Genomic DNA, 17,159 nt, shown 5'->3' with positions numbered 1-17,159 from the left:
CCGAGGCTCAACGACAGTCCGTAAGAGGAGGGCTCTGTCATGAACGCACCCGAACGCATCGATCCCAAGACTGCGCAAGAGACCGCGCAATCGCCGGTCGATTCAAACGGCGAAAGCAAGCTCGCCGAAGCCCTGATGATGACCGACGATGAATATTATCCGCACATCCTGCCGAAAAACATTCGCCCGTCGATCTGGCGCTTCAAGGCGATGCAGCCCAAGATCGACATGCTCATCGCCGATCCGCTGAAACGCGCCGACCGCCGCTTTCTGTCTTTGGTCAATGGCGATACGCCAAAGGACAATCCCGGCGCTTTGCCCGGCATCTTCCTCGGCATCCAGGCGTTCAAGCCGGGCGAACATATTCTGCCGCACCGGCATAATTCCTTCGCCATCTATCACATCATGCAAGGCACCGGTTATTCGATCGTCGAAGGCGAACGCATCAACTGGGAGCGCGGCGACACGTTCGTCTGCCCGGCCTGGGCCATGCATGAGCACATCAACGACGGCACGGAATTGGCGATCCAATATGTCGTGCAGGACATGGTCGGGCGTGCCTACGAGCGCAATCTGATGTGGGAGGAGCCCGTCGGCCATTTCGGCCATATGGTGAAAGGCGGCTTCCGTCCGCACAATCCCGAACTCAGCGACTGATCGGCAGGCCGGCGTTGCGGTCCGCGTGGGCATTTCCTATTCAGGAGACCACGCGGACAGCGAAGAACGAGGCCTGTGATGGAAGACAATCCGAAAGCGGCGGCTTTGCGCGCCAAGTTGAATATCCATCGACCGGCGCTCGCCATGGCCGCGCACAATCCGCTGTCCGCCAAACTTGCCGCGAACGCCGGCTTCGATGCCATCTGGGGCAGCGGCTTCGAACTCTCGGCCTCTTACGCGGTGCCCGATGCCAACATTCTTTCGATGGATACGCATCTCGACATGATGCGCGCGATGGGCGAAGTGCAGGACGCGCCGGTGATCGCTGATCTCGATACCGGCTTCGGTAATGCCATCAACGTCTCTTACGTCGTGCCGCGCTATGTGGCGGCCGGTGTTGCCGCCGTCGTCATGGAAGACAAGACGTTTCCAAAAGACAGCAGCCTGCGCCCTGGCGGACGCCAGGAGCTGGTGCCGGTGGAGGAATTCCAAGGCAAGATCGCTGCCGCCAAGGCGGTCGCCGGGCCATTGGTCGTGGCCCGCACCGAGGCTTTGATCGCGGGCCTTGGCGAGGCTGAGGCGCTGCGCCGCGCCGCCGCTTATGTCGAGGCCGGCGCCGATGCCATTCTCATCCACAGCAAGCAGAAAACGCCCGACGAAATCGTCGCCTTCTGTCGCGCCTGGCCGGGGCAGGTGCCCTTGGTTCTGGTGCCGACGAGCTATCCGCAACTCTCCTTCGCCGATGTGGCGGCTTGGGGCAAAGTCGGCCTGATCATCTGCGGCAATCATGCCATCCGCGCGGCTGTCGCTGCGATGCAGAACACCTTCCATCGCATTCTGGCCGAAGGCGGTATCGCCGGCGTCGAGGCCGACATCGCTTCTGTCGCCGATGTTTTCACATTGCAGGGCGATGCCCATATGCGTGCGCTGGAGAAGGCCTATCTGCGCTGATAGGATGCGGGAGCCTTTTTGAATCGGCAGCGGGGCGATGAAGACGATGACCACATCCGCGCGCATCGCGGCGATCGTGATCGCCTGTGTCACCTGGATCGGATTGGCCGTGCAGCTTCAGGCCTCGACCGAACTCGCCGGCACGGTGCCTTCGGCCATCTGGGCTATGCTGCGCTTCTTCACCGTGATCGCCAATCTGCTCGTGGCGACCGTCTTCACGATTCTGGCCTTGGGCGGCAGGGTGGCGCCAAGCCTGCTCGGCTGCATCACGCTGGCCATCCTGTTCGTCGGCGTCATCTATACGCTGTTGCTGCGCGGCCTCATCGAATTGAGCGGCGGCGCCAGACTGGCCGATCTGGTGCTGCACCACGTCACGCCGGTTCTGGTGCCCTTGTTCTGGCTGATCTTCGCGCGCAAGGGCGGTCTGCGGTCCGTCGATCCCTGGCTCTGGGCTCTGCTGCCGTTGGTGTATTTCATCTACGCCATCGCACGTGCCGCACTCGATGGCCGCTATCCCTATCCCTTCATGGATGTGGCGACGATCGGTTGGGCGCAAACCGCCGTCAACGCCGTGGTGATGGCGCTGGGCTTCGTCATCGGCGGTTATGTGTTCTACGCGCTCGACAGTTGGATGAGCCGCCGTTCTACGCCCTGAAATGTTTCGACAGCTTGAGGCCCTGCGCCTGATAGTTCGATTTCAGGTCGGCGCCATAAAGCGTGCGCGGCGTCTCGGCCATTTTCTCATAGACCAGACGTCCGACGATCTGCCCGTCTTCGAGAATGAACGGCACGTCATGCGAGCGCACTTCGAGCACGGCACGCGCACCGGCGCCACCGGCTTCCGCCGCGCCGAAGCCCGGGTCGAAGAAGCCGGCGTAATGCACGCGGAACTCGCCGACCAAGGGATCGAAAGGCGTCATCTCGGCCGCGTGGTCGGGCGGCACGCGCACCGCTTCCTTAGAGGCGAGGATGTAGAATTCGCCGGGATCGAGCACGAGATCGGCGCGGCCATGCCGGTGAATGGGCTCCCAGAAATCGAGCATGGCATGGGCAGCGGGCTTGTCGACATCGATGAGGCCCGTGTGCCGCTTGGCGCGATAGCCGATCAAGGTCGAGCCGTCGAAACCGGCCAGATCGACCGAGACCGCCACGCCGCCTGAAATCGACGGCTCGGCCGAGGTCACCAGTTTCTCGCGCTTGTGCAGATCGAGATGGCCTTGATCGTCGAGCCGCGCCTGGCCGCGCCGGAAGCGCACTTGCGACAGGCGCGAGCCGCTGCGCACCAGCACGGGGAAAGTGCGCGGCGAAATTTCCGCATAGAGCTTGCCGTCGTAGCCGGCTTCGATCTGGTCGAACTCATGCGCCCGGTCGGCGATGACGCGGGTGAAAACGTCGATACGGCCGGTGGAGCTTTTCGGATTGGCGGAAGCGGCGATTTCGGCCGGCAAAGCCAGGCTTTCCATCAGTTCGGCGATATAGACGCAGCCCGTTTCCAGCACGGCGCCCTGGGTCAGGTCGATTTCATGCAGGGCCAGGGCCTCGATCCGCGCGCTGACGGGCCGCTCAGGCCCGGGCAGGAAGCTGGCGCGCATGCGCCAGGCCCGGCTGCCCAGGCGTAAATCCAGGCTTGCCGGCTGGACCTGGCCGGTCGCGAAGGGGGCAGCGATGCGGATCGCGCCCGCGCCATGCAGGGCCTCGATCTCGTGGGCAGGCAAAATGCCGCGGTTCTGGCTCATAGGACTGGCGTAACTGAAGGCTTGGTTGACGCCAAGTCGGCGGCTGGGCTAGACCACAAGTATCGTGGTCATTTGGGCCGACCGGCTTGCCGCCACGTAAAATAAGGGGCTAAGGGGTCGTGTCCGCACTCGATAAGTCCCGTGCGCCCGGCTCGAACGAGCCGGGTTTTGTTTTGGGCGGCGGTCCGCCCCGGGTGGAGAAAAAGCATGAGTCAGAACAAGTCGCCGCGCCATCTGCGTCCCGCCACCCGCCTGGTCCATGGCGGAACCCTGCGCTCCCAGTTCGGCGAAATGTCCGAGGCCATGTATCTGACCCAGGGCTATGCCTATGACAGCATGGAAACCGCCGAACGGCGCTTCAAGGGCGACGAGCCCGGCTTCATGTATTCGCGCTTTTCCAACCCGACCGTGGCCATGTTCGAGCAGCGGATGGCCTTGCTGGAAGGCGCTGAATCGGCCCGGGCCACCGCCACCGGCATGGCGGCCGTCACCGCCGCCATCGTCGGCCAGCTCAAGGCGGGCGATCACATCGTCGCCGCCAAAGCGCTGTTCGGCTCCTGCCGCTATGTCGTTGAGGATCTGATGCCGCGTTTCGGCGTGGCCTGTACCCTGGTGGACGGCACCGACCTCGCGCAATGGCGCGCCGCCGTGCGCCCCAATACCAAGACCTTCTTCCTCGAAAGCCCGACCAATCCGCAGCTCGAGATCATCGATATCGCAGCCGTGGCGAAGATCGCCCATGATGCCGGCGCGACTTTGGTGGTCGACAACGTCTTCGCCACGCCCATTCTGCAAAGCCCGTTGCAACTCGGCGCCGATTGCGTCGTCTATTCGGCGACCAAACATGTCGACGGCCAGGGCCGCGTGCTCGGCGGCTGCATTCTGGCGTCGGAAGCCTTCATCCAGGCGCACATTCACAATTTCCTGCGCCAGACCGGCCCGGCCATCTCCCCCTTCAATGCCTGGGTGATGTTGAAGTCGCTTGAAACCCTGCCGCTGCGCGTCAACCAGCAGATGCGCAATGCCGAGCGGGTGGCCGATTTCCTGGCCGAGCAGAGCGCCATCAACTACGTGCTCTATCCTTCGCGTAAGGATCATCCGCAGCACGAGCTGGCCATGCGCCAGATGTCGGGTGGCGGCACCGTGGTGGTGATCGATGTGAAGGGTGGCAAGCAAGCCGCCTTCCGCATGGCCAATGCCTTCTCCATCATCAAGATTTCCAACAATCTGGGCGACGCGAAAAGCATCGTCACCCATCCGGCGACGACCACCCATCAGCGTCTGCCGCAGGCCGATCGTGAAGCGATGGGGATTGGCGAGGGCATGCTGCGCCTGTCCATCGGCCTCGAAGACATCGAAGACATTCTGGAAGATTTCCAGGCCGGCATCGCGGCGATTTAGCCGTCACAACGTTGCTGGCTTGCCTTTGATGAGCCCATCAAAGGCAAGCCAGAGGGCGTTAAGGCGCTACAAAAACCCGCCACACTTGCCGTTTACGGTCCTGCCGGCGTGAAGGCAGTGGATAAGTAGAGGCTTGTCCGCCGGCCCCGACGCGCCGCATCCCAGCGTCGGCAAACTCAATGTTTGCATGGAGTTGATACCGCCACAGCCGGCGCCGGGATCGTCGAAAAGCAGCGAAGGGCTTGGGGAAAACGGATTTCACCCACATGAACATTGAACAGGGACTCTTGCGCGTGATTCTACGGCTAGTGTAGATTCAACGCTGTCTACTACGACATTTCGTGCGGCGGACCTTTCAGCAAGCGTGACATGCGTCCAACGCTCACCGGTACATCCGGGGAGCGGGCCAGACGGATTCACGGCAAAACGGACTTAGGAGAACAGCATGTCCTGGACCGATGAGCGCGTTGAGACGCTCCGTAAGCTCTGGTCGGATGGTCACAGCGCCAGCCAGATCGCAGCCGAGATCGGCAATGGCATCACGCGCAATGCGGTGATCGGCAAGGTGCACCGGCTTGGTCTGTCGGGCCGCGTCAAGGCGCCGTCGACGGCCGCGCCGCGCCCCCGTGTCTCGCAGCCTCGCGCCCATCGGCCGGCGGCGGTTCAGCGGTCGGGCACCATGGGCGGTGGTATGGTGCGCGGCAATACCGCGCTCGCCTTCGCGCCGCGCGCCTATGAGGCGCCGGTGCTCAAGCCGATCGAGGAAGTCCTGCTGCCGATGTCGGAGCGGGTGACGATCATGGAGCTGAAGGAAGCCATGTGCCGCTGGCCGCTCGGCGATCCCGCGACATCCGAGTTCCGCTACTGCGGCGGCAAGTCCGATCCCGGTGCCACCTACTGCCCCTATCATTCGCGCATGGCCTATCAGCCGGCGCAAGATCGCCGCAACCGCTCGAAGATGCAGGTTCCGCGGCTGACCTGATCAGGCAGCTATTCGGAAAAGTTAAAGGCGTGTGATCAATCACACGCCTTTTTTCTTTTCGGCTTCGGTGAAGTGGATCAATCCCGCGAGCAATCAATCCCGCTCGAAAGTCTCGTCGAAGGAATAGCCGGCGCCGCGCACCGTGCGTAGCGGATCGCGTTCGCGGCCGCGGCTGATCGCCTTGCGCAGGCGCCCGATGTGCACGTCGACCGTGCGTTCGTCGATATCGATGGACAGGCCCCACACCGCGTCGAGCAGTTGCGCGCGTGAGAAGACGCGGCCCGGCTTTTCCATCAGATGTTCGAGCAACCGGAATTCGGTGGGACCCAGATGCAATTCGCGGCCGTTGCGATGGACGCGGCGCGTTTCGCGATCGAGTTCGATCGGTCCACGTTGCAGCTTGGTGGCGATGCGTTCCGGCCGCGAGCGGCGCAGAAGAGCATGTACCCGGGCCATCAGTTCCGGCACCGAGAACGGTTTCACCACATAGTCGTCGGCGCCGACCGAAAGGCCGCGCACCCGTTCCTGTTCCTCGCCGCGCGCGGTGAGCATGATCACCGGCAGGCCTTTGGTCGCCTCCCGCGCCCGCAGGCGTCGGCAGATTTCCAGGCCCGAGACGCCGGGCAGCATCCAGTCGAGGATCAGGAGATCGGGCACCTCCTCGGCGAGGCGGATTTCCGCCTCGTCGCCCCGTTCGATCCTTTCCACGGTGAATCCGGCCGCTTCCAGATTGTAGGCAAGCAGCAGCGCGATGGCCGGCTCATCCTCGACTATGAGGATGCGCGGTGCGGTCGCCTCGTTGCGTGGCCGCCTGTCGTTCACAGACACGGGTTTCGATTCATTCGTGAAAGTCTGCATGGATCAGCCTCTATTTTGCCGCCGCTGCTTGAGACTCAAGACCCGATGATCCACCCTTGGGTCGTTCCACCGGCAGCGGTTCGCCGGTGACGAGATAATGTACGGTTTCCGCGATGTTGGTCGCGTGATCGCCGATCCGCTCGATGTTCTTCGAGCAGAACAGCAGATGGGTGCAGAACGAAATGTTGCGCGGATCTTCCATCATGAAGGTGAGGAGATCGCGGAAGACGGAGTCTTCCAGCGCGTCGACATCAGCGTCGCGCCGCCACACTTCGTCGGCCGCCGCCACGTTCTTCTGAGCATAGGCGTCGAGCACGTTCTTGAGCTGAATGGCCGCGATATCGGCCATGTGCTTGAGACCGACGAGCGTGCGCGGCACGCGCATGTCGCCGGAAATCTTCGTCGTGCGCTTGGCGATGTTCTTGCAGAGATCGCCGACACGTTCCAGATCGCTGGCGATATGGATGGCGGCGACCAGTTCTCTGAGATCGACGGCCATGGGCTGGCGCCGGGCGATGGTCAGCACGGCCTTTTCTTCGATCTCGCGCTGCAAAGCGTCGAGCTTGGGGTCACGTTCGATGGTGCGGCGAGCCAGGTCCGCATCGAGGCGCGACAGCGCGTCGATGGCGTCATAAAGCATCTTCTCCGCGATCCCGCCCATTTCGGCGAGGCGGCTGCCGATGAAGTGCAGCTCCTCGTCATAGGCCTTCACGGTATGCTGGTCGGTGGTCATGTTGATCTCCGGAATCCTGTCTCAGCCGAAGCGGCCGGTGATGTAGTCCTGCGTCTGTTTTTGTTCCGGCGACATGAAGATTTTCGAGGTCTGGTCGAATTCGATCAGATCGCCGAGATACATGAATGCCGTCTTGTCCGAGCAACGCGCCGCCTGCTGCATGTTGTGCGTGACGATCGCGATCGTGTAGCGCGTCTTCAGCTCGTCGATCAGTTCTTCGATCTTGGCGGTCGAGATCGGATCGAGCGCCGAACAGGGCTCGTCGAACAGGATCACTTCCGGGCGGATGGCCACGGTGCGGGCGATGCACAAGCGCTGCTGCTGGCCGCCCGAAAGGCTGAGGCCGCTGGCATTGAGCTTGTTCTTCACTTCTTCCCACAGCGCCGCGCCACGCAGCGCCGTTTCGACGCGGCCGTCCATCTCGCTCTTCGGCAGCTTTTCGTAGAGGCGGATGCCGAAGGCGATGTTGTCATAGATTGTCATCGGGAATGGCGTCGGCTTCTGGAACACCATGCCGACGCGGGCGCGCAGCAGGTTGATGTCGAGTTTCGGGTCGAGAACATTCTGCCCGTCGAGCAGAACCTCGCCCTCGGCGCGCTGGTTCGGATAGAGGTCGTACATCCGGTTGAGGATGCGCAGCAGCGTGGACTTGCCGCAGCCCGACGGTCCGATGAAGGCGGTGACCTTGTTGGTCTCCAGCTCCAGGTTGATGTTCTTCAGCGCTTTCGTCGTGCCGTAATAGAAGTTGAGGTTACGGACCGACAGTTTGATGTCCGAAGGCGAAGGCCGATTGGCCGGCTGCGACTCGACGGGCTTGAGAACAGTGGCACTCTCACTCATTTCGGCTTCCTTTCGGCGCCCAGGGTGCGGGCAATAATATTGAGGCTCAGAACCGTGACCGTGATCAGCAGAGCGCCAGTCCAAGCGAGCTGCTTCCAGTTCGGGTCGGGGTTGTTGACGAAGTTGTTGATGGTGACCGGCAGGTTGGCCATGGTCGACGTCAGGTTCACGCTCCAGAACTGGTTGCTCAGGGCAGTGAACAAGAGCGGCGCCGTTTCGCCGGCCACACGGGCGGTGGCGAGCAGGACGCCGGTGATCAGACCGGCGCGCGCCGCCGAATAGGACACTTTGGTGATGACATAGGCGCGCGGCATGCCGAGCGCCGAGGCCGCTTCACGCAGGTGATTGGGCACCAGGTTCAGCATGTCCTCGGTGGTGCGCACCACCACGGGGATGACGATCACCGCCAGAGCGATGGAGCCGGCGATCCCCGAGAAGCCGCCCATCGGCACGACGATCGCGCCGTAGACGAACAGACCGATGATGATCGACGGCGCGCTCAAGAGGATGTCGTTGACGAAGCGGATCACGCCGGTGAGCTTCGAATAGCGGCCATATTCGGCGAGCCAGGTGCCGGCGAACAGGCCGAGCGGCGTGCCGATGGCGACGCCGATCGAAGTCATGATCAACGAACCGACGATGGCGTTGAGCAGACCGCCGTCCTGGACGCCGGGCGGCGGGGTCATCTGCGTGAAGATGCGCGGATGCAGGCCGACCAGGCCATTGACCAGCAGCGTGTAGAGGATCAGGCACAGCCAGCCGACGCCGAAGATGGCGGCGGCATAGCACAGAACCTTGATGATCTTGTCGGAGCGGCGACGGGAAGCGTAGATGGAGTTCATCGCTTACGCTCCCGCTTTGCGTTCGAGGCGGCGCAGCATCAGGCGGGCCGCCGTCAGCACGCAGAAGGTCAGGACGAAGAGCAGCAGGCCGAGCAGGATCAGCGCGGATTGATGCAGGCCGTCACTTTCGGCGAATTCGCTGGCGATGGCCGCCGAGATCGTCGTGCCGGGCGCAAACAGCGATCCGGAGATCTTGAACGAATTGCCGATGATGAAGGTGACAGCCATGGTCTCGCCGAGCGCACGACCGAGCGCCAGCATGACGCCGCCGATGACGCCGACCCGCGTATAGGGCAGCACCACGTTGCGCACCACTTCCCAGGTCGTGCAGCCGACGCCATAGGCCGCTTCCTTCAGCACCGGCGGCACCGTGGCGAACACGTCGCGCGAGATCGCCGTGATGAACGGCAGGATCATGATCGACAGCACCAGCGCGGCGTTGAACAGGCTGAGGTTCGAGGCCGGTCCCTGGAAGATTGTGTTGAGGATCGGCACGTTCTCGAAGGCCGAGACGATGGCCGGTTCGAAATGATCGGCCAGGAAGGGGCCGAGCACGAAGAAGCCCCACATGCCGTAGATGATCGAAGGAATGCCGGCGAGCAGTTCGATCGCCACAGCGATCGGCTGGCGCAGCGGCATCGGGCAGAGTTCGGTGAGGAAGATGGCGATGCCGAGGCCCACCGGAATGGCGATGGCCATGGCGATCAGCGACGTCACGATGGTGCCGTAGATCGGGCCCAGCGCGCCGAGGATCGGCGTCGGCTGCAGCGAGGGCGCCCAGCGTTGCGTGAAGAGAAAGTCGAAACCGTAGGTTCGGATCGCCGGCCAAGCGCCGATGATGAGCGATACGATGATGCCGCCGAGAATGATCAGGACGAACAGCGCGGACAGGCGCGTCACCCAAAAGAAAGTCTTGTCGCCCAGTTTGAAGGCACTGAGCGCGCGGGCGCGATCGAATGCGGGTTCGGCCGCTGCTCGTGCTGGTTCTAACGCCATGTCGGTCATATACGCCCCTTGTTACATTTGCCGCACCGCCAATGCGGACCCTCGATGAGGAACGAGGCGGGTGTTGGCCCGCCTCGCTAGCGTCGAATTACTTGGACTTGATCTCGTCCGCCCAGGTCTTCTTGACCAGACCGACGACCGAAGCCGGCATCGGGATGTAGTCGAGTTCCTCGGCCATCTTGCCGCCCTTGTCATAGGACCAGCTGAAGAACTTCAGCGCTTCGCTGGAAGCGGCTTTGTCGGCCGGGTCCTTGTACATCAGGATGAAGGTGGCGGCGGTGATCGGCCAGGACTTGTCGCCCGGCTGGTCGGTCAGGATCTGGTAGTAGCCCGGCGAATGCGCCCAATCGGCGTTCGCGGCAGCAGCCTGGAAGGCTTCGATCGTCGGTTGCACGTGCTTGCCGGCCTTGTTGACCATGCCCGTGTAGGTCAGCTTGTTCTGCTTGGCATAGGCATATTCGACGTAGCCGATCGAGTTCTTCGTCTGCGCGACATTGCCGGCGACGCCGTCATTGCCACGGGCGCCAACGCCCACCGGCCATTCGACCGCCTGGCCGGAACCGATCTTCGACTGCCAATCCGAGCTCGCCTTGGCGAGATAGTCGGTGAAGTTGAAGGTCGTGCCCGAACCGTCCGAACGACGAACCACGGTGATCGCGGTGCTCGGCAGGCTCACCTTCGGGTTGAGCTTCTTGATCGCGTCGTCGTCCCACTTCTTGACGTTGCCGAGATAGATGTCGGCCAGCGTCTTGCCGTCGAGGACGATTTCGCCCGGCTTGATGCCGTCGATGTTCACGACCGGCACGATCGCGCCCATCACCATCGGCCATTGCACGAGGCCGGACTTGTCGAGGTCTTCCTTCTTCAGCGGCGCGTCGGTGGCGCCGAAGGTCACGGTCTTCGCCTGGATCTGCTTGATGCCGGCGCCCGAGCCGATCGACTGGTAGTTCAGGCCATTGCCGGTTTCTTTCTTATAAGCGTCCGCCCACTTCGAGTAGATCGGGAAGGGGAAGGTAGCGCCGGCGCCGGTGATGTCGGCGGCCGTAGCGACGGAAGCCGCTCCGGTCAGGCCAGCGACCAGCGCAAGGCCGAGGAACTTGTTGAGGTACATGCAACGCCTCTTGGGTTTGGTTTTGGATTTCGCGGGCCATGACGGCGTTTCCGCCACCGGCCTGAATGTTCCTTAACGCGCCCGCATAGGCTTTTTGCGACAAACAGAAGACACTATTATGACATAGTATCTATTTGATCTAAATGACTATTTTTTGAGGGTCACGCGGAACGTGCTGCCCGAACCAAGGGTGCTCTCGACCGACAACCGGCCGCGATGTCGTGAGACGATATGCTTCACAATTGCCAAGCCAAGGCCGGTACCACCTTTAGCTCGACTGGTCGGCGCATCGACCCGATAGAACCGTTCTGTCAGCCGCGGCAGGTGTTCCGGCGGGATGCCGGGGCCATTGTCGCGCACTTCCAAGGTCGTCAGGCCGCCGCTTTCGGTCACCGACACGGTGACCCGTTGCGGCGAGCCGCCGCCGGCTCCGTATTTGATCGCATTCTCGACCAGGTTCTCGGCGACGCGAATCAGTTCGTCGCGGTCGCCGGCGATCATCGCCGTCTTCGGCGTCGAGACCATCAGCTCGACGCCGCCTTCATTGGCCACCGGCGCCAGCGTGTCGACCACATGGCGCACGATGGCGACCAGATCGACCGGCGTCTGCGGCCGCACATGTTCGTTCTGTTCGATGCGCGACAGCGACAAGAGGTCGTCGACCAGTCGCGTCATGCGTCGGGCCTGATCGCGCATGATGCCGAGAAACTGCTCGCGCGCCGCGGTATCGTCCTTGGCCGGTCCCTGCAGGGTTTCGATGAAGCCGAGCAGGGAGGCCAGCGGCGTGCGCAATTCGTGGCTGGCATTGGCGATGAAGTCGACGCGCATGCGCTCGACCCGCCGCGCTTCGGTCAGATCGCGAAATTCAATGACGGCGGCGCGATAACCTTCGTAGGTGAAGGCCGAGACATAAACCTCGAACAGGCGCTCCACCGGCACCGGTTCGCTCCACAGCACGCATTCGCGTTCGCCGCCATCGAGTATCCGCAGCACCGCATCGAGAATGTCGGGCGCACGCACGCTCAAGGTCAGCGCGCCGCCGACGGTCGCATTGGTGAACAGGATGCGCGCGCCGCTGTTGGTGGCGATGATGCGGCGGTTGCCGTCCACCACGAGCACCGGATCAGGCAGAGCGCCGATCAAAGCGGAGACGATCTGGCTGTGGTCGGCCTCGGCGGGAGTTTGCAGTTTGGCGTCGTTCATGCCTGTCCTGTCGCTGCGTGCCGCTGCGTGAGGGGTAGAGCCAAGCGCCCTGCTTCGCAAGACCCTGGCGCCGTTTCGCGGCCGCTGCGGGTGTATGTCAGCTAGATGACGGGTTTGCGTCAGTGCGAGGAGCCGCCGGCGCGGCGCAGCCGGACCCGCAGTTCATGGCCCAGGAAGACCAGGAGGCCGATGGCGAAGGGGCCAAGATAGTAAACGAGCCGGAACAGCAGCAGGCCGGCCAGCAGGGCTTCCGCCGAAACGCCCGGCAGCGCCTTCAGGAACGTCGCCTCGAACGGTCCAATGCCGCCGGGCACATTGCTGGCCGCGCCGACCGTCACGGCGAAGACGTAGACGGCGATATAGGTGAGGAAGTCGAGGCCGTGGCCTTGCGGCAGCAGCACGTAAAGGGCGGAGCCGGCGCACAGGAGATCGCAGCAGCTCACGAGGATCTGCGCCAGGGTCAGCTTCAGGCCCGGCAGCTCCAAGGCGACCTTCTTGATGCGCAGCTTGCGGGTGCCGCTGCCGACATAGAGACACCACAGCAGAACGGCCGCGAGCACGGCGACGCCGAGCGTCAGATTGATCGAGACGGCGAGCTTGTCGAATTCGGCCAATTGCGGCGCGCGCAGGAGGAGGCTCACGCCGACCAGCACGTTCATGCCGAGCCAGAATTGCAGGCTGCACAGCATGACGAGGCGCGCGACATTGCCGGCCGAGACCCCGGCGCGCGAATAGATCGCGTAACGCGCGGCGCTGCCAGTCAACAGCGGGAAGCCGAGGGTGAAGGACATCGAATAGGCGCTGAACGAAGCGACGGCGGCCGTGCGGTAGGGCACGGGCTCGCGCAATTGCTTGAGCGCGATGAAGTCATAGAAGGTCAGCGCGAAATAAGAACCGCAGCCGAAGGCGATCGCCCAAGCGATGTGGTTCAGCGGTGTGGCGGTGACGGCAGCCGCCACCTGGCCGAAATCGAGATGGGCGACGACCTGCGCCACCACATAGACCGAGAAAGCCAGGATCGCCAGGCTGACCGCCATGCCGGCGATGCCGAGCCAGCGATTGCCGTTTCCGCCCTTGTCCGCTTCCGCGTCGGTCGTGTTCGTGTCTTTGGCCATCGATACGCTGAATGCTTTCGAGGGACGTGATCTGAGGGTGAGACGCGTTGCAGCGCAGCGTTAGCTGGCGCGCACCAGCGGTTCATCCGGCGGGGCGCCGACGAGCTTGCGGGCATCGAGCGCGCTGATCGGCTGGCCGAAGGCATAGCCCTGCGCATATTCGCAGCCGAGCTGGTAGAGCTCGATCGTATCGCCTTCGGTCTCGGCGCCTTCGGCGACGACTTCCATGCCCAGGTCATGCGCCATGGCGATCACCGAGCGCAGCAGCACCGGGCGGGCGCCACGCATGTCGGGACGCACGAAGCTCTTGTCGATCTTGATCGTGTCGAAGGGGAAGCGCTGCAGATAGGCGAGCGACGAATGGCCGGTGCCGAAATCGTCAAGCGCCAGGCCGGCGCCGAGTTCGCGAATCCGCTGCAGCATTTGCGCCGCGTATTCGGGATTTTCCATCACGAGGCTTTCGGTCAGTTCGAGCTTCAAGGTGCCGCGATGCACGCCCGAACGGGTCAACACGGCTTTCACATCGTTGAGAAGGTCGTGTCTGAGCAATTGTCGTGACGATACGTTGACACTGGCGAAAATCGGCGGCGTCACGTCGAGCGCCCGCTGCCAGGCGGCCAGCTCCCGCGCCGTCCGGTCGAGCACGAAAATGCCGAGGTCGATGATCAGCCCGGTTTCTTCGGCGATCGGAATGAAGTCGGCCGGGTTGAGGCGGCCGAAGCGCGGATGGTCCCAGCGCAGCAGCGCTTCGAAACCGGCGATGGTGCGGTCTTCCAGGCGTACGATCGGTTGGAAGACGATCTTGATCTCGCTGCGTTCCAGGGCGCGCCGCAGGTCGGTTTCCAGCGCCAGCCGGTCGGTTTGCTGCGAGCGCATGCCCGGGCGGAAGAACTCGACCCGGTTGCCGCCGAACTTCTTGGCATGGGCGGCCGCCAGCATCGCGTCCTTCAGCATGTCCTCGTGGCGGCGATGCAGTTGCGGATCGAACAGCGCGATGCCGATCGAGCCGGTGAGGGCGAATTCGCGATCGCTGATCGTGACCGGCGTCAACAGATTGCGCCGCAGGTTGTCGGCGATCTGGATGATGGCGTTGCTGTCCTTCTCGGACGTCAGGATGATGCCGAATTCGTCGCTCGACAGACGCGCCAGCGTGTCCTGCGGCTTGACGAGACGGGTCAGGCGCCGGGCGATGGTGAGCAGAACCGAGTCGCCGCCCGGAATGCCGAAGGCCTCGTTGACCTGGCGGAAACGGTCGATGTCGATGGCGATCACCGTCGGGCGCATTTCGCGATCGACATGCGCCTGGGTCAAAGCGGTGTCGAGACGGTCGAAGAAGATTTCGCGATTGGGCAGGCCGGTCAGATTGTCGTGGACGGCATCGTGCAGCAGCCGCTCCTCGGCAGTCTTGGGCTCGGTGATGTCGCTCAACGTGCCGATGACACGGATGACCTCGCCGTCGGCACCGACCACCGGCCGGGCTTTCAGATGATACCAGGAATAATGGCCGTCGACGGCGCGCAGGCGGAAGTCGAGGCTGATGCGGCCGCGCCGCTGTTCGAGTACCGCATCGAGGCAGGCGGTATATTTGTCGCGATCGAAGGGATGCAGCACGTCGAACCAGCCGGTGGCCGGCCCTTCGAGTGCGCCGCGCTTCAGGCCGAGCAACACCTCGAGTTCCGGGCTGGCGTAGATGCGGTCCGACACCACGTCCCAGTCGAAGACGATGTCGCCCGAGCCGGTCAGCGCCAAGGCGCGGCGCTCGCTGTCGGAGACGCTGCCATGGCCGATGCCGCCACCGGCGAACGCGATCTGCATGACGGTGAAGCCGATCAGCATGACGATCAGCACCAGGCCGCCGATCAAGGCCGGCGAGACGAGATCGCCGACGAGCGAGCCGGTCACCGTATAGCCGGCGGCGACCATCCACACGAGCAGCAGGAACCACGTCGGGATCAGCATGATGGCGCGGTCGGACCCGAGCGTCGACAGATAGATCACCAGGATGAAACCGGCGACGGCGATGGCGGCGAGCGAGATGCGCGCGACGCCGGCGGCGACCGGCGCGTCATAGACGGCGAGGCCGACCAGCGCCGCCAGGAACAACAGCCACACGCCCGTCACATGCGACGCGCGCACGTGCCAGCGGCTCAGATTGAGATAGGCGAAGAGAAAGACCAGCAGGGTCGCGGCGAGAACCGTTTCGGCGCCGGCGCGCCACACCCGATCCGAATCGCCGACGATGCCGACGAGCTTGGTCCAGAAGCCGAAGTCGATGCACACATAGGCGAGCACGGCCCAGGCGAGCGCGGCGGCGGCGGGGAAGATCACCGCGCCCTTGACGACGAAGACGATGGTCAGAAACAGCGCCAGCAGGCCGGCGATGCCGATGACGATGCCTTTGTAGAGCGTCAGGCTGGTCACTTTGTCTTTGTAGGCATCCGGTTCCCACAGATAGATCTGCGGCAGGTTCGGCGTGCGCAGCTCGGCGACGTAAGTGACGGTGCTGCCGGGATCGAGGGTCAGGCGGAACACGTCGGCGTCGGCGCTGTCCTCGCGCTCCGGCGGAAAGCCTTGGCTCGCGGTGATGGCGGCGATGCGCGAGGCGCCGAGATCAGGCCAGATGACGCCGGAGCCCGCGAGGCGGAAATGCGGCGCCACGATCAGCCGTTCGATCTGCTCGGTGGTGTCGTTGGTGAGCGCGAAGACGATCCAGGCCGGTTGCGTGCCCTGTTGCGCGGCGCTTACTTCGATACGGCGGACGATGCCGTCGGCACCGGGCGCGGTCGACACCTGCAGGCGGTCGCCTTCGCCCGAATAGTGCTCGACCTGCTGGGTGAGGTCGATGGCCTTCGAGTCGAGCGGCACACGAATGGGTTCAACGGCTCCCGCGCCGGAAACGGCGACGAAGCTTGAGATCGCAAATAGCAAAAAGACGAGAAACCGGCGCAAGTGAGCCCGTCGTGGTTAACGCGGCCGCAGCCGAGGGGTCCGAAATTCGCCCTAGCCAGGGCTGAATGGCCTTGGCGCAGAACGGTGTCTTTAATGTGATTGGTAGCCTTTGGCGAATAGCTGAGCAAGCTTTCCCGTCCGGCCTGTGGAATTTGTCTCGATCGTGGTTTCAGGCCCTTCGGGCAGGGGGTCGCTGTCGAGAATGGCGAACAGCACATGGTCCTGCCAGGCGCCGTTGATTCGCAGATACGCCCGGGCATAACCCTCGCGTTTGAAGCCGCAGCGTTCCAAGAGGCGGATCGAGCGGTCATTGTGCGGCAGGCAGGCGGCCTCGATGCGGTGCAGCCGCAAGGTGGCGAAGGCCCAGACCAGGGTGGCGCGCACGGCGCGCGACATATAGCCCTGGCCGGCATAGGCTTCGCCCATCCAATAGCCCAATGTGCCGGTTTGCGACACGCCGCGGCGAATCTGGCCGAGCGTCAGCCCGCCGAGCAGCGTGTGATCGCTCGAGCGGAACACGAAAAACGGGAAAGCCTCGTCGCGCTCCATTTCCTCCGCCTGCCGGCGCAGCCGGCGGCGATAGGCGCTACGGGTGAGGTCGTCGACCGGCCAGGTCGGCTCCCAGGGCACGAGGAACGTGCGGCTTTTCTCGCGCAATTCAGCCCAAGGAACAAAATCCTGCGGCAGGGGCGGTCGCAGATAGACCCCCTCACCACGGATGAAATTGGCCGGCTCGTTCGCCGGCCCAAGCCGAAACAGCGCCATCCTTATCCCCT

At 63.5% G+C, this 17,159-nt stretch carries 16 protein-coding genes and 1 riboswitch; of the genes, 5 read left to right on the top strand and 11 right to left on the bottom strand.

The annotated features are described in order from the left end of the window. Nucleotides 1–39 precede the first annotated feature (39 nt). The 3 genes from OIM99_RS04015 to OIM99_RS04005 all read left to right on the top strand — a co-directional run bounded on the left by OIM99_RS04015 (nucleotide 40) and on the right by OIM99_RS04005 (nucleotide 2,263). Nucleotides 40–657 (top strand): cupin domain-containing protein, encoded by a 618-nt coding sequence (locus OIM99_RS04015; RefSeq protein ID WP_311849038.1) that lies wholly within the window; start codon nucleotides 40–42, stop codon nucleotides 655–657. Between the two features lie 78 nt (nucleotides 658–735). After that, nucleotides 736–1,608 carry a phosphonopyruvate hydrolase gene (locus OIM99_RS04010; RefSeq protein WP_311849037.1) on the top strand — a complete coding sequence of 291 codons (873 nt, stop codon included), beginning with the start codon at nucleotides 736–738 and terminating at the stop codon, nucleotides 1,606–1,608. Nucleotides 1,609–1,654: 46 nt separating this feature from the next. Then, the gene (locus OIM99_RS04005; protein ID WP_311849036.1) at nucleotides 1,655–2,263 is read left to right on the top strand and encodes a Pr6Pr family membrane protein; all 609 of its coding nucleotides are present in this window, start codon (nucleotides 1,655–1,657) and stop codon (nucleotides 2,261–2,263) included. Here OIM99_RS04005 and OIM99_RS04000 read toward each other — a convergent pair. Further along, nucleotides 2,253–3,344: a 2'-deoxycytidine 5'-triphosphate deaminase gene (locus OIM99_RS04000; protein ID WP_311849035.1), complete on the bottom strand. Its 1,092-nt coding sequence runs from the start codon at nucleotides 3,342–3,344 to the stop codon at nucleotides 2,253–2,255. The genes OIM99_RS04005 and OIM99_RS04000 overlap by 11 nt on opposite strands. A 54-nt stretch (nucleotides 3,345–3,398) precedes the next feature. Continuing rightward, nucleotides 3,399–3,477, top strand: a riboswitch (SAM riboswitch). 74 nt (nucleotides 3,478–3,551) lie between these two features. Between OIM99_RS04000 and OIM99_RS03995 the strand changes: the two genes are divergently transcribed. Next, nucleotides 3,552–4,745: an O-succinylhomoserine sulfhydrylase gene (locus OIM99_RS03995; protein WP_311849034.1), complete on the top strand. Its 1,194-nt coding sequence runs from the start codon at nucleotides 3,552–3,554 to the stop codon at nucleotides 4,743–4,745. A 445-nt stretch (nucleotides 4,746–5,190) separates the two neighbouring features. Beyond that, complete coding sequence (locus OIM99_RS03990; protein ID WP_311849033.1) at nucleotides 5,191–5,727, top strand: GcrA family cell cycle regulator; 537 nt, start codon at nucleotides 5,191–5,193, stop codon at nucleotides 5,725–5,727. A gap of 93 nt (nucleotides 5,728–5,820) precedes the next feature. On the opposite strand, the gene phoB is transcribed toward OIM99_RS03990, so the two are convergent. The 10 genes from phoB to OIM99_RS03940 all read right to left on the bottom strand — a co-directional run bounded on the left by phoB (nucleotide 5,821) and on the right by OIM99_RS03940 (nucleotide 17,148). Continuing rightward, the gene (gene phoB, locus OIM99_RS03985) at nucleotides 5,821–6,585 is read right to left on the bottom strand and encodes a phosphate regulon transcriptional regulator PhoB (RefSeq protein WP_311849032.1); all 765 of its coding nucleotides are present in this window, start codon (nucleotides 6,583–6,585) and stop codon (nucleotides 5,821–5,823) included. Between the two features lie 10 nt (nucleotides 6,586–6,595). After that, the gene (gene phoU / locus OIM99_RS03980; RefSeq protein ID WP_311849031.1) at nucleotides 6,596–7,318 is read right to left on the bottom strand and encodes a phosphate signaling complex protein PhoU; all 723 of its coding nucleotides are present in this window, start codon (nucleotides 7,316–7,318) and stop codon (nucleotides 6,596–6,598) included. 21 nt (nucleotides 7,319–7,339) lie between these two features. Then, nucleotides 7,340–8,158 (bottom strand): phosphate ABC transporter ATP-binding protein PstB, encoded by an 819-nt coding sequence (pstB, locus tag OIM99_RS03975; protein ID WP_311849030.1) that lies wholly within the window; start codon nucleotides 8,156–8,158, stop codon nucleotides 7,340–7,342. After that, a complete protein-coding gene (pstA, locus tag OIM99_RS03970; RefSeq protein ID WP_311849029.1) occupies nucleotides 8,155–9,000 on the bottom strand; it encodes a phosphate ABC transporter permease PstA in 846 nt (281 codons plus the stop codon). Before pstA ends, pstB begins: the two co-directional genes overlap by 4 nt. A gap of 3 nt (nucleotides 9,001–9,003) precedes the next feature. Beyond that, entirely contained in the window at nucleotides 9,004–10,005 is a 1,002-nt protein-coding gene (gene pstC / locus OIM99_RS03965; RefSeq protein ID WP_311849028.1) for a phosphate ABC transporter permease subunit PstC, read from the bottom strand. An 88-nt stretch (nucleotides 10,006–10,093) separates the two neighbouring features. Next, a complete protein-coding gene (pstS, locus tag OIM99_RS03960; protein WP_311849027.1) occupies nucleotides 10,094–11,116 on the bottom strand; it encodes a phosphate ABC transporter substrate-binding protein PstS in 1,023 nt (340 codons plus the stop codon). Between the two features lie 147 nt (nucleotides 11,117–11,263). Continuing rightward, on the bottom strand, nucleotides 11,264–12,319 hold the full coding sequence (locus OIM99_RS03955) for an ATP-binding protein (RefSeq protein ID WP_311849026.1): 1,056 nt from the start codon (nucleotides 12,317–12,319) through the stop codon (nucleotides 11,264–11,266). A gap of 119 nt (nucleotides 12,320–12,438) precedes the next feature. Continuing rightward, complete coding sequence (locus OIM99_RS03950) at nucleotides 12,439–13,434, bottom strand: YbhN family protein (protein ID WP_311849025.1); 996 nt, start codon at nucleotides 13,432–13,434, stop codon at nucleotides 12,439–12,441. A 60-nt stretch (nucleotides 13,435–13,494) separates the two neighbouring features. Beyond that, nucleotides 13,495–16,383, bottom strand: a complete 2,889-nt coding sequence (locus tag OIM99_RS03945) for an EAL domain-containing protein (RefSeq protein WP_311849024.1) — start codon at nucleotides 16,381–16,383, stop codon at nucleotides 13,495–13,497. A 90-nt stretch (nucleotides 16,384–16,473) separates the two neighbouring features. Continuing rightward, entirely contained in the window at nucleotides 16,474–17,148 is a 675-nt protein-coding gene (locus OIM99_RS03940) for a GNAT family protein (RefSeq protein ID WP_311849023.1), read from the bottom strand. Nucleotides 17,149–17,159 lie beyond the last annotated feature (11 nt).

Source organism: Methylocella sp. CPCC 101449, assembly GCF_031921685.1.
GTDB lineage: Bacteria > Pseudomonadota > Alphaproteobacteria > Rhizobiales > Beijerinckiaceae > Terripilifer.
This window is presented reverse-complemented; position numbering and strand designations above follow the sequence as displayed.

What these genes read in the sequence shown, in the direction of transcription:
- OIM99_RS04005 (WP_311849036.1), top strand. Translation starts at nt 1,655, where the DNA reads ATGACCACATCCGCGCGCATCGCGGCGATCGTGATCGCCTGTGTCACC.
- pstC (WP_311849028.1), bottom strand. Translation starts at nt 10,005, where the DNA reads ATGACCGACATGGCGTTAGAACCAGCACGAGCAGCGGCCGAACCCGCA.
- pstA (WP_311849029.1), bottom strand. Translation starts at nt 9,000, where the DNA reads ATGAACTCCATCTACGCTTCCCGTCGCCGCTCCGACAAGATCATCAAG.
- OIM99_RS03955 (WP_311849026.1), bottom strand. Translation starts at nt 12,319, where the DNA reads ATGAACGACGCCAAACTGCAAACTCCCGCCGAGGCCGACCACAGCCAG.
- phoU (WP_311849031.1), bottom strand. Translation starts at nt 7,318, where the DNA reads ATGACCACCGACCAGCATACCGTGAAGGCCTATGACGAGGAGCTGCAC.
- pstB (WP_311849030.1), bottom strand. Translation starts at nt 8,158, where the DNA reads ATGAGTGAGAGTGCCACTGTTCTCAAGCCCGTCGAGTCGCAGCCGGCC.
- pstS (WP_311849027.1), bottom strand. Translation starts at nt 11,116, where the DNA reads ATGTACCTCAACAAGTTCCTCGGCCTTGCGCTGGTCGCTGGCCTGACC.
- OIM99_RS03995 (WP_311849034.1), top strand. Translation starts at nt 3,552, where the DNA reads ATGAGTCAGAACAAGTCGCCGCGCCATCTGCGTCCCGCCACCCGCCTG.
- OIM99_RS03950 (WP_311849025.1), bottom strand. Translation starts at nt 13,434, where the DNA reads ATGGCCAAAGACACGAACACGACCGACGCGGAAGCGGACAAGGGCGGA.
- OIM99_RS04010 (WP_311849037.1), top strand. Translation starts at nt 736, where the DNA reads ATGGAAGACAATCCGAAAGCGGCGGCTTTGCGCGCCAAGTTGAATATC.
- OIM99_RS04015 (WP_311849038.1), top strand. Translation starts at nt 40, where the DNA reads ATGAACGCACCCGAACGCATCGATCCCAAGACTGCGCAAGAGACCGCG.
- OIM99_RS03940 (WP_311849023.1), bottom strand. Translation starts at nt 17,148, where the DNA reads ATGGCGCTGTTTCGGCTTGGGCCGGCGAACGAGCCGGCCAATTTCATC.
- phoB (WP_311849032.1), bottom strand. Translation starts at nt 6,585, where the DNA reads ATGCAGACTTTCACGAATGAATCGAAACCCGTGTCTGTGAACGACAGG.
- OIM99_RS04000 (WP_311849035.1), bottom strand. Translation starts at nt 3,344, where the DNA reads ATGAGCCAGAACCGCGGCATTTTGCCTGCCCACGAGATCGAGGCCCTG.
- OIM99_RS03990 (WP_311849033.1), top strand. Translation starts at nt 5,191, where the DNA reads ATGTCCTGGACCGATGAGCGCGTTGAGACGCTCCGTAAGCTCTGGTCG.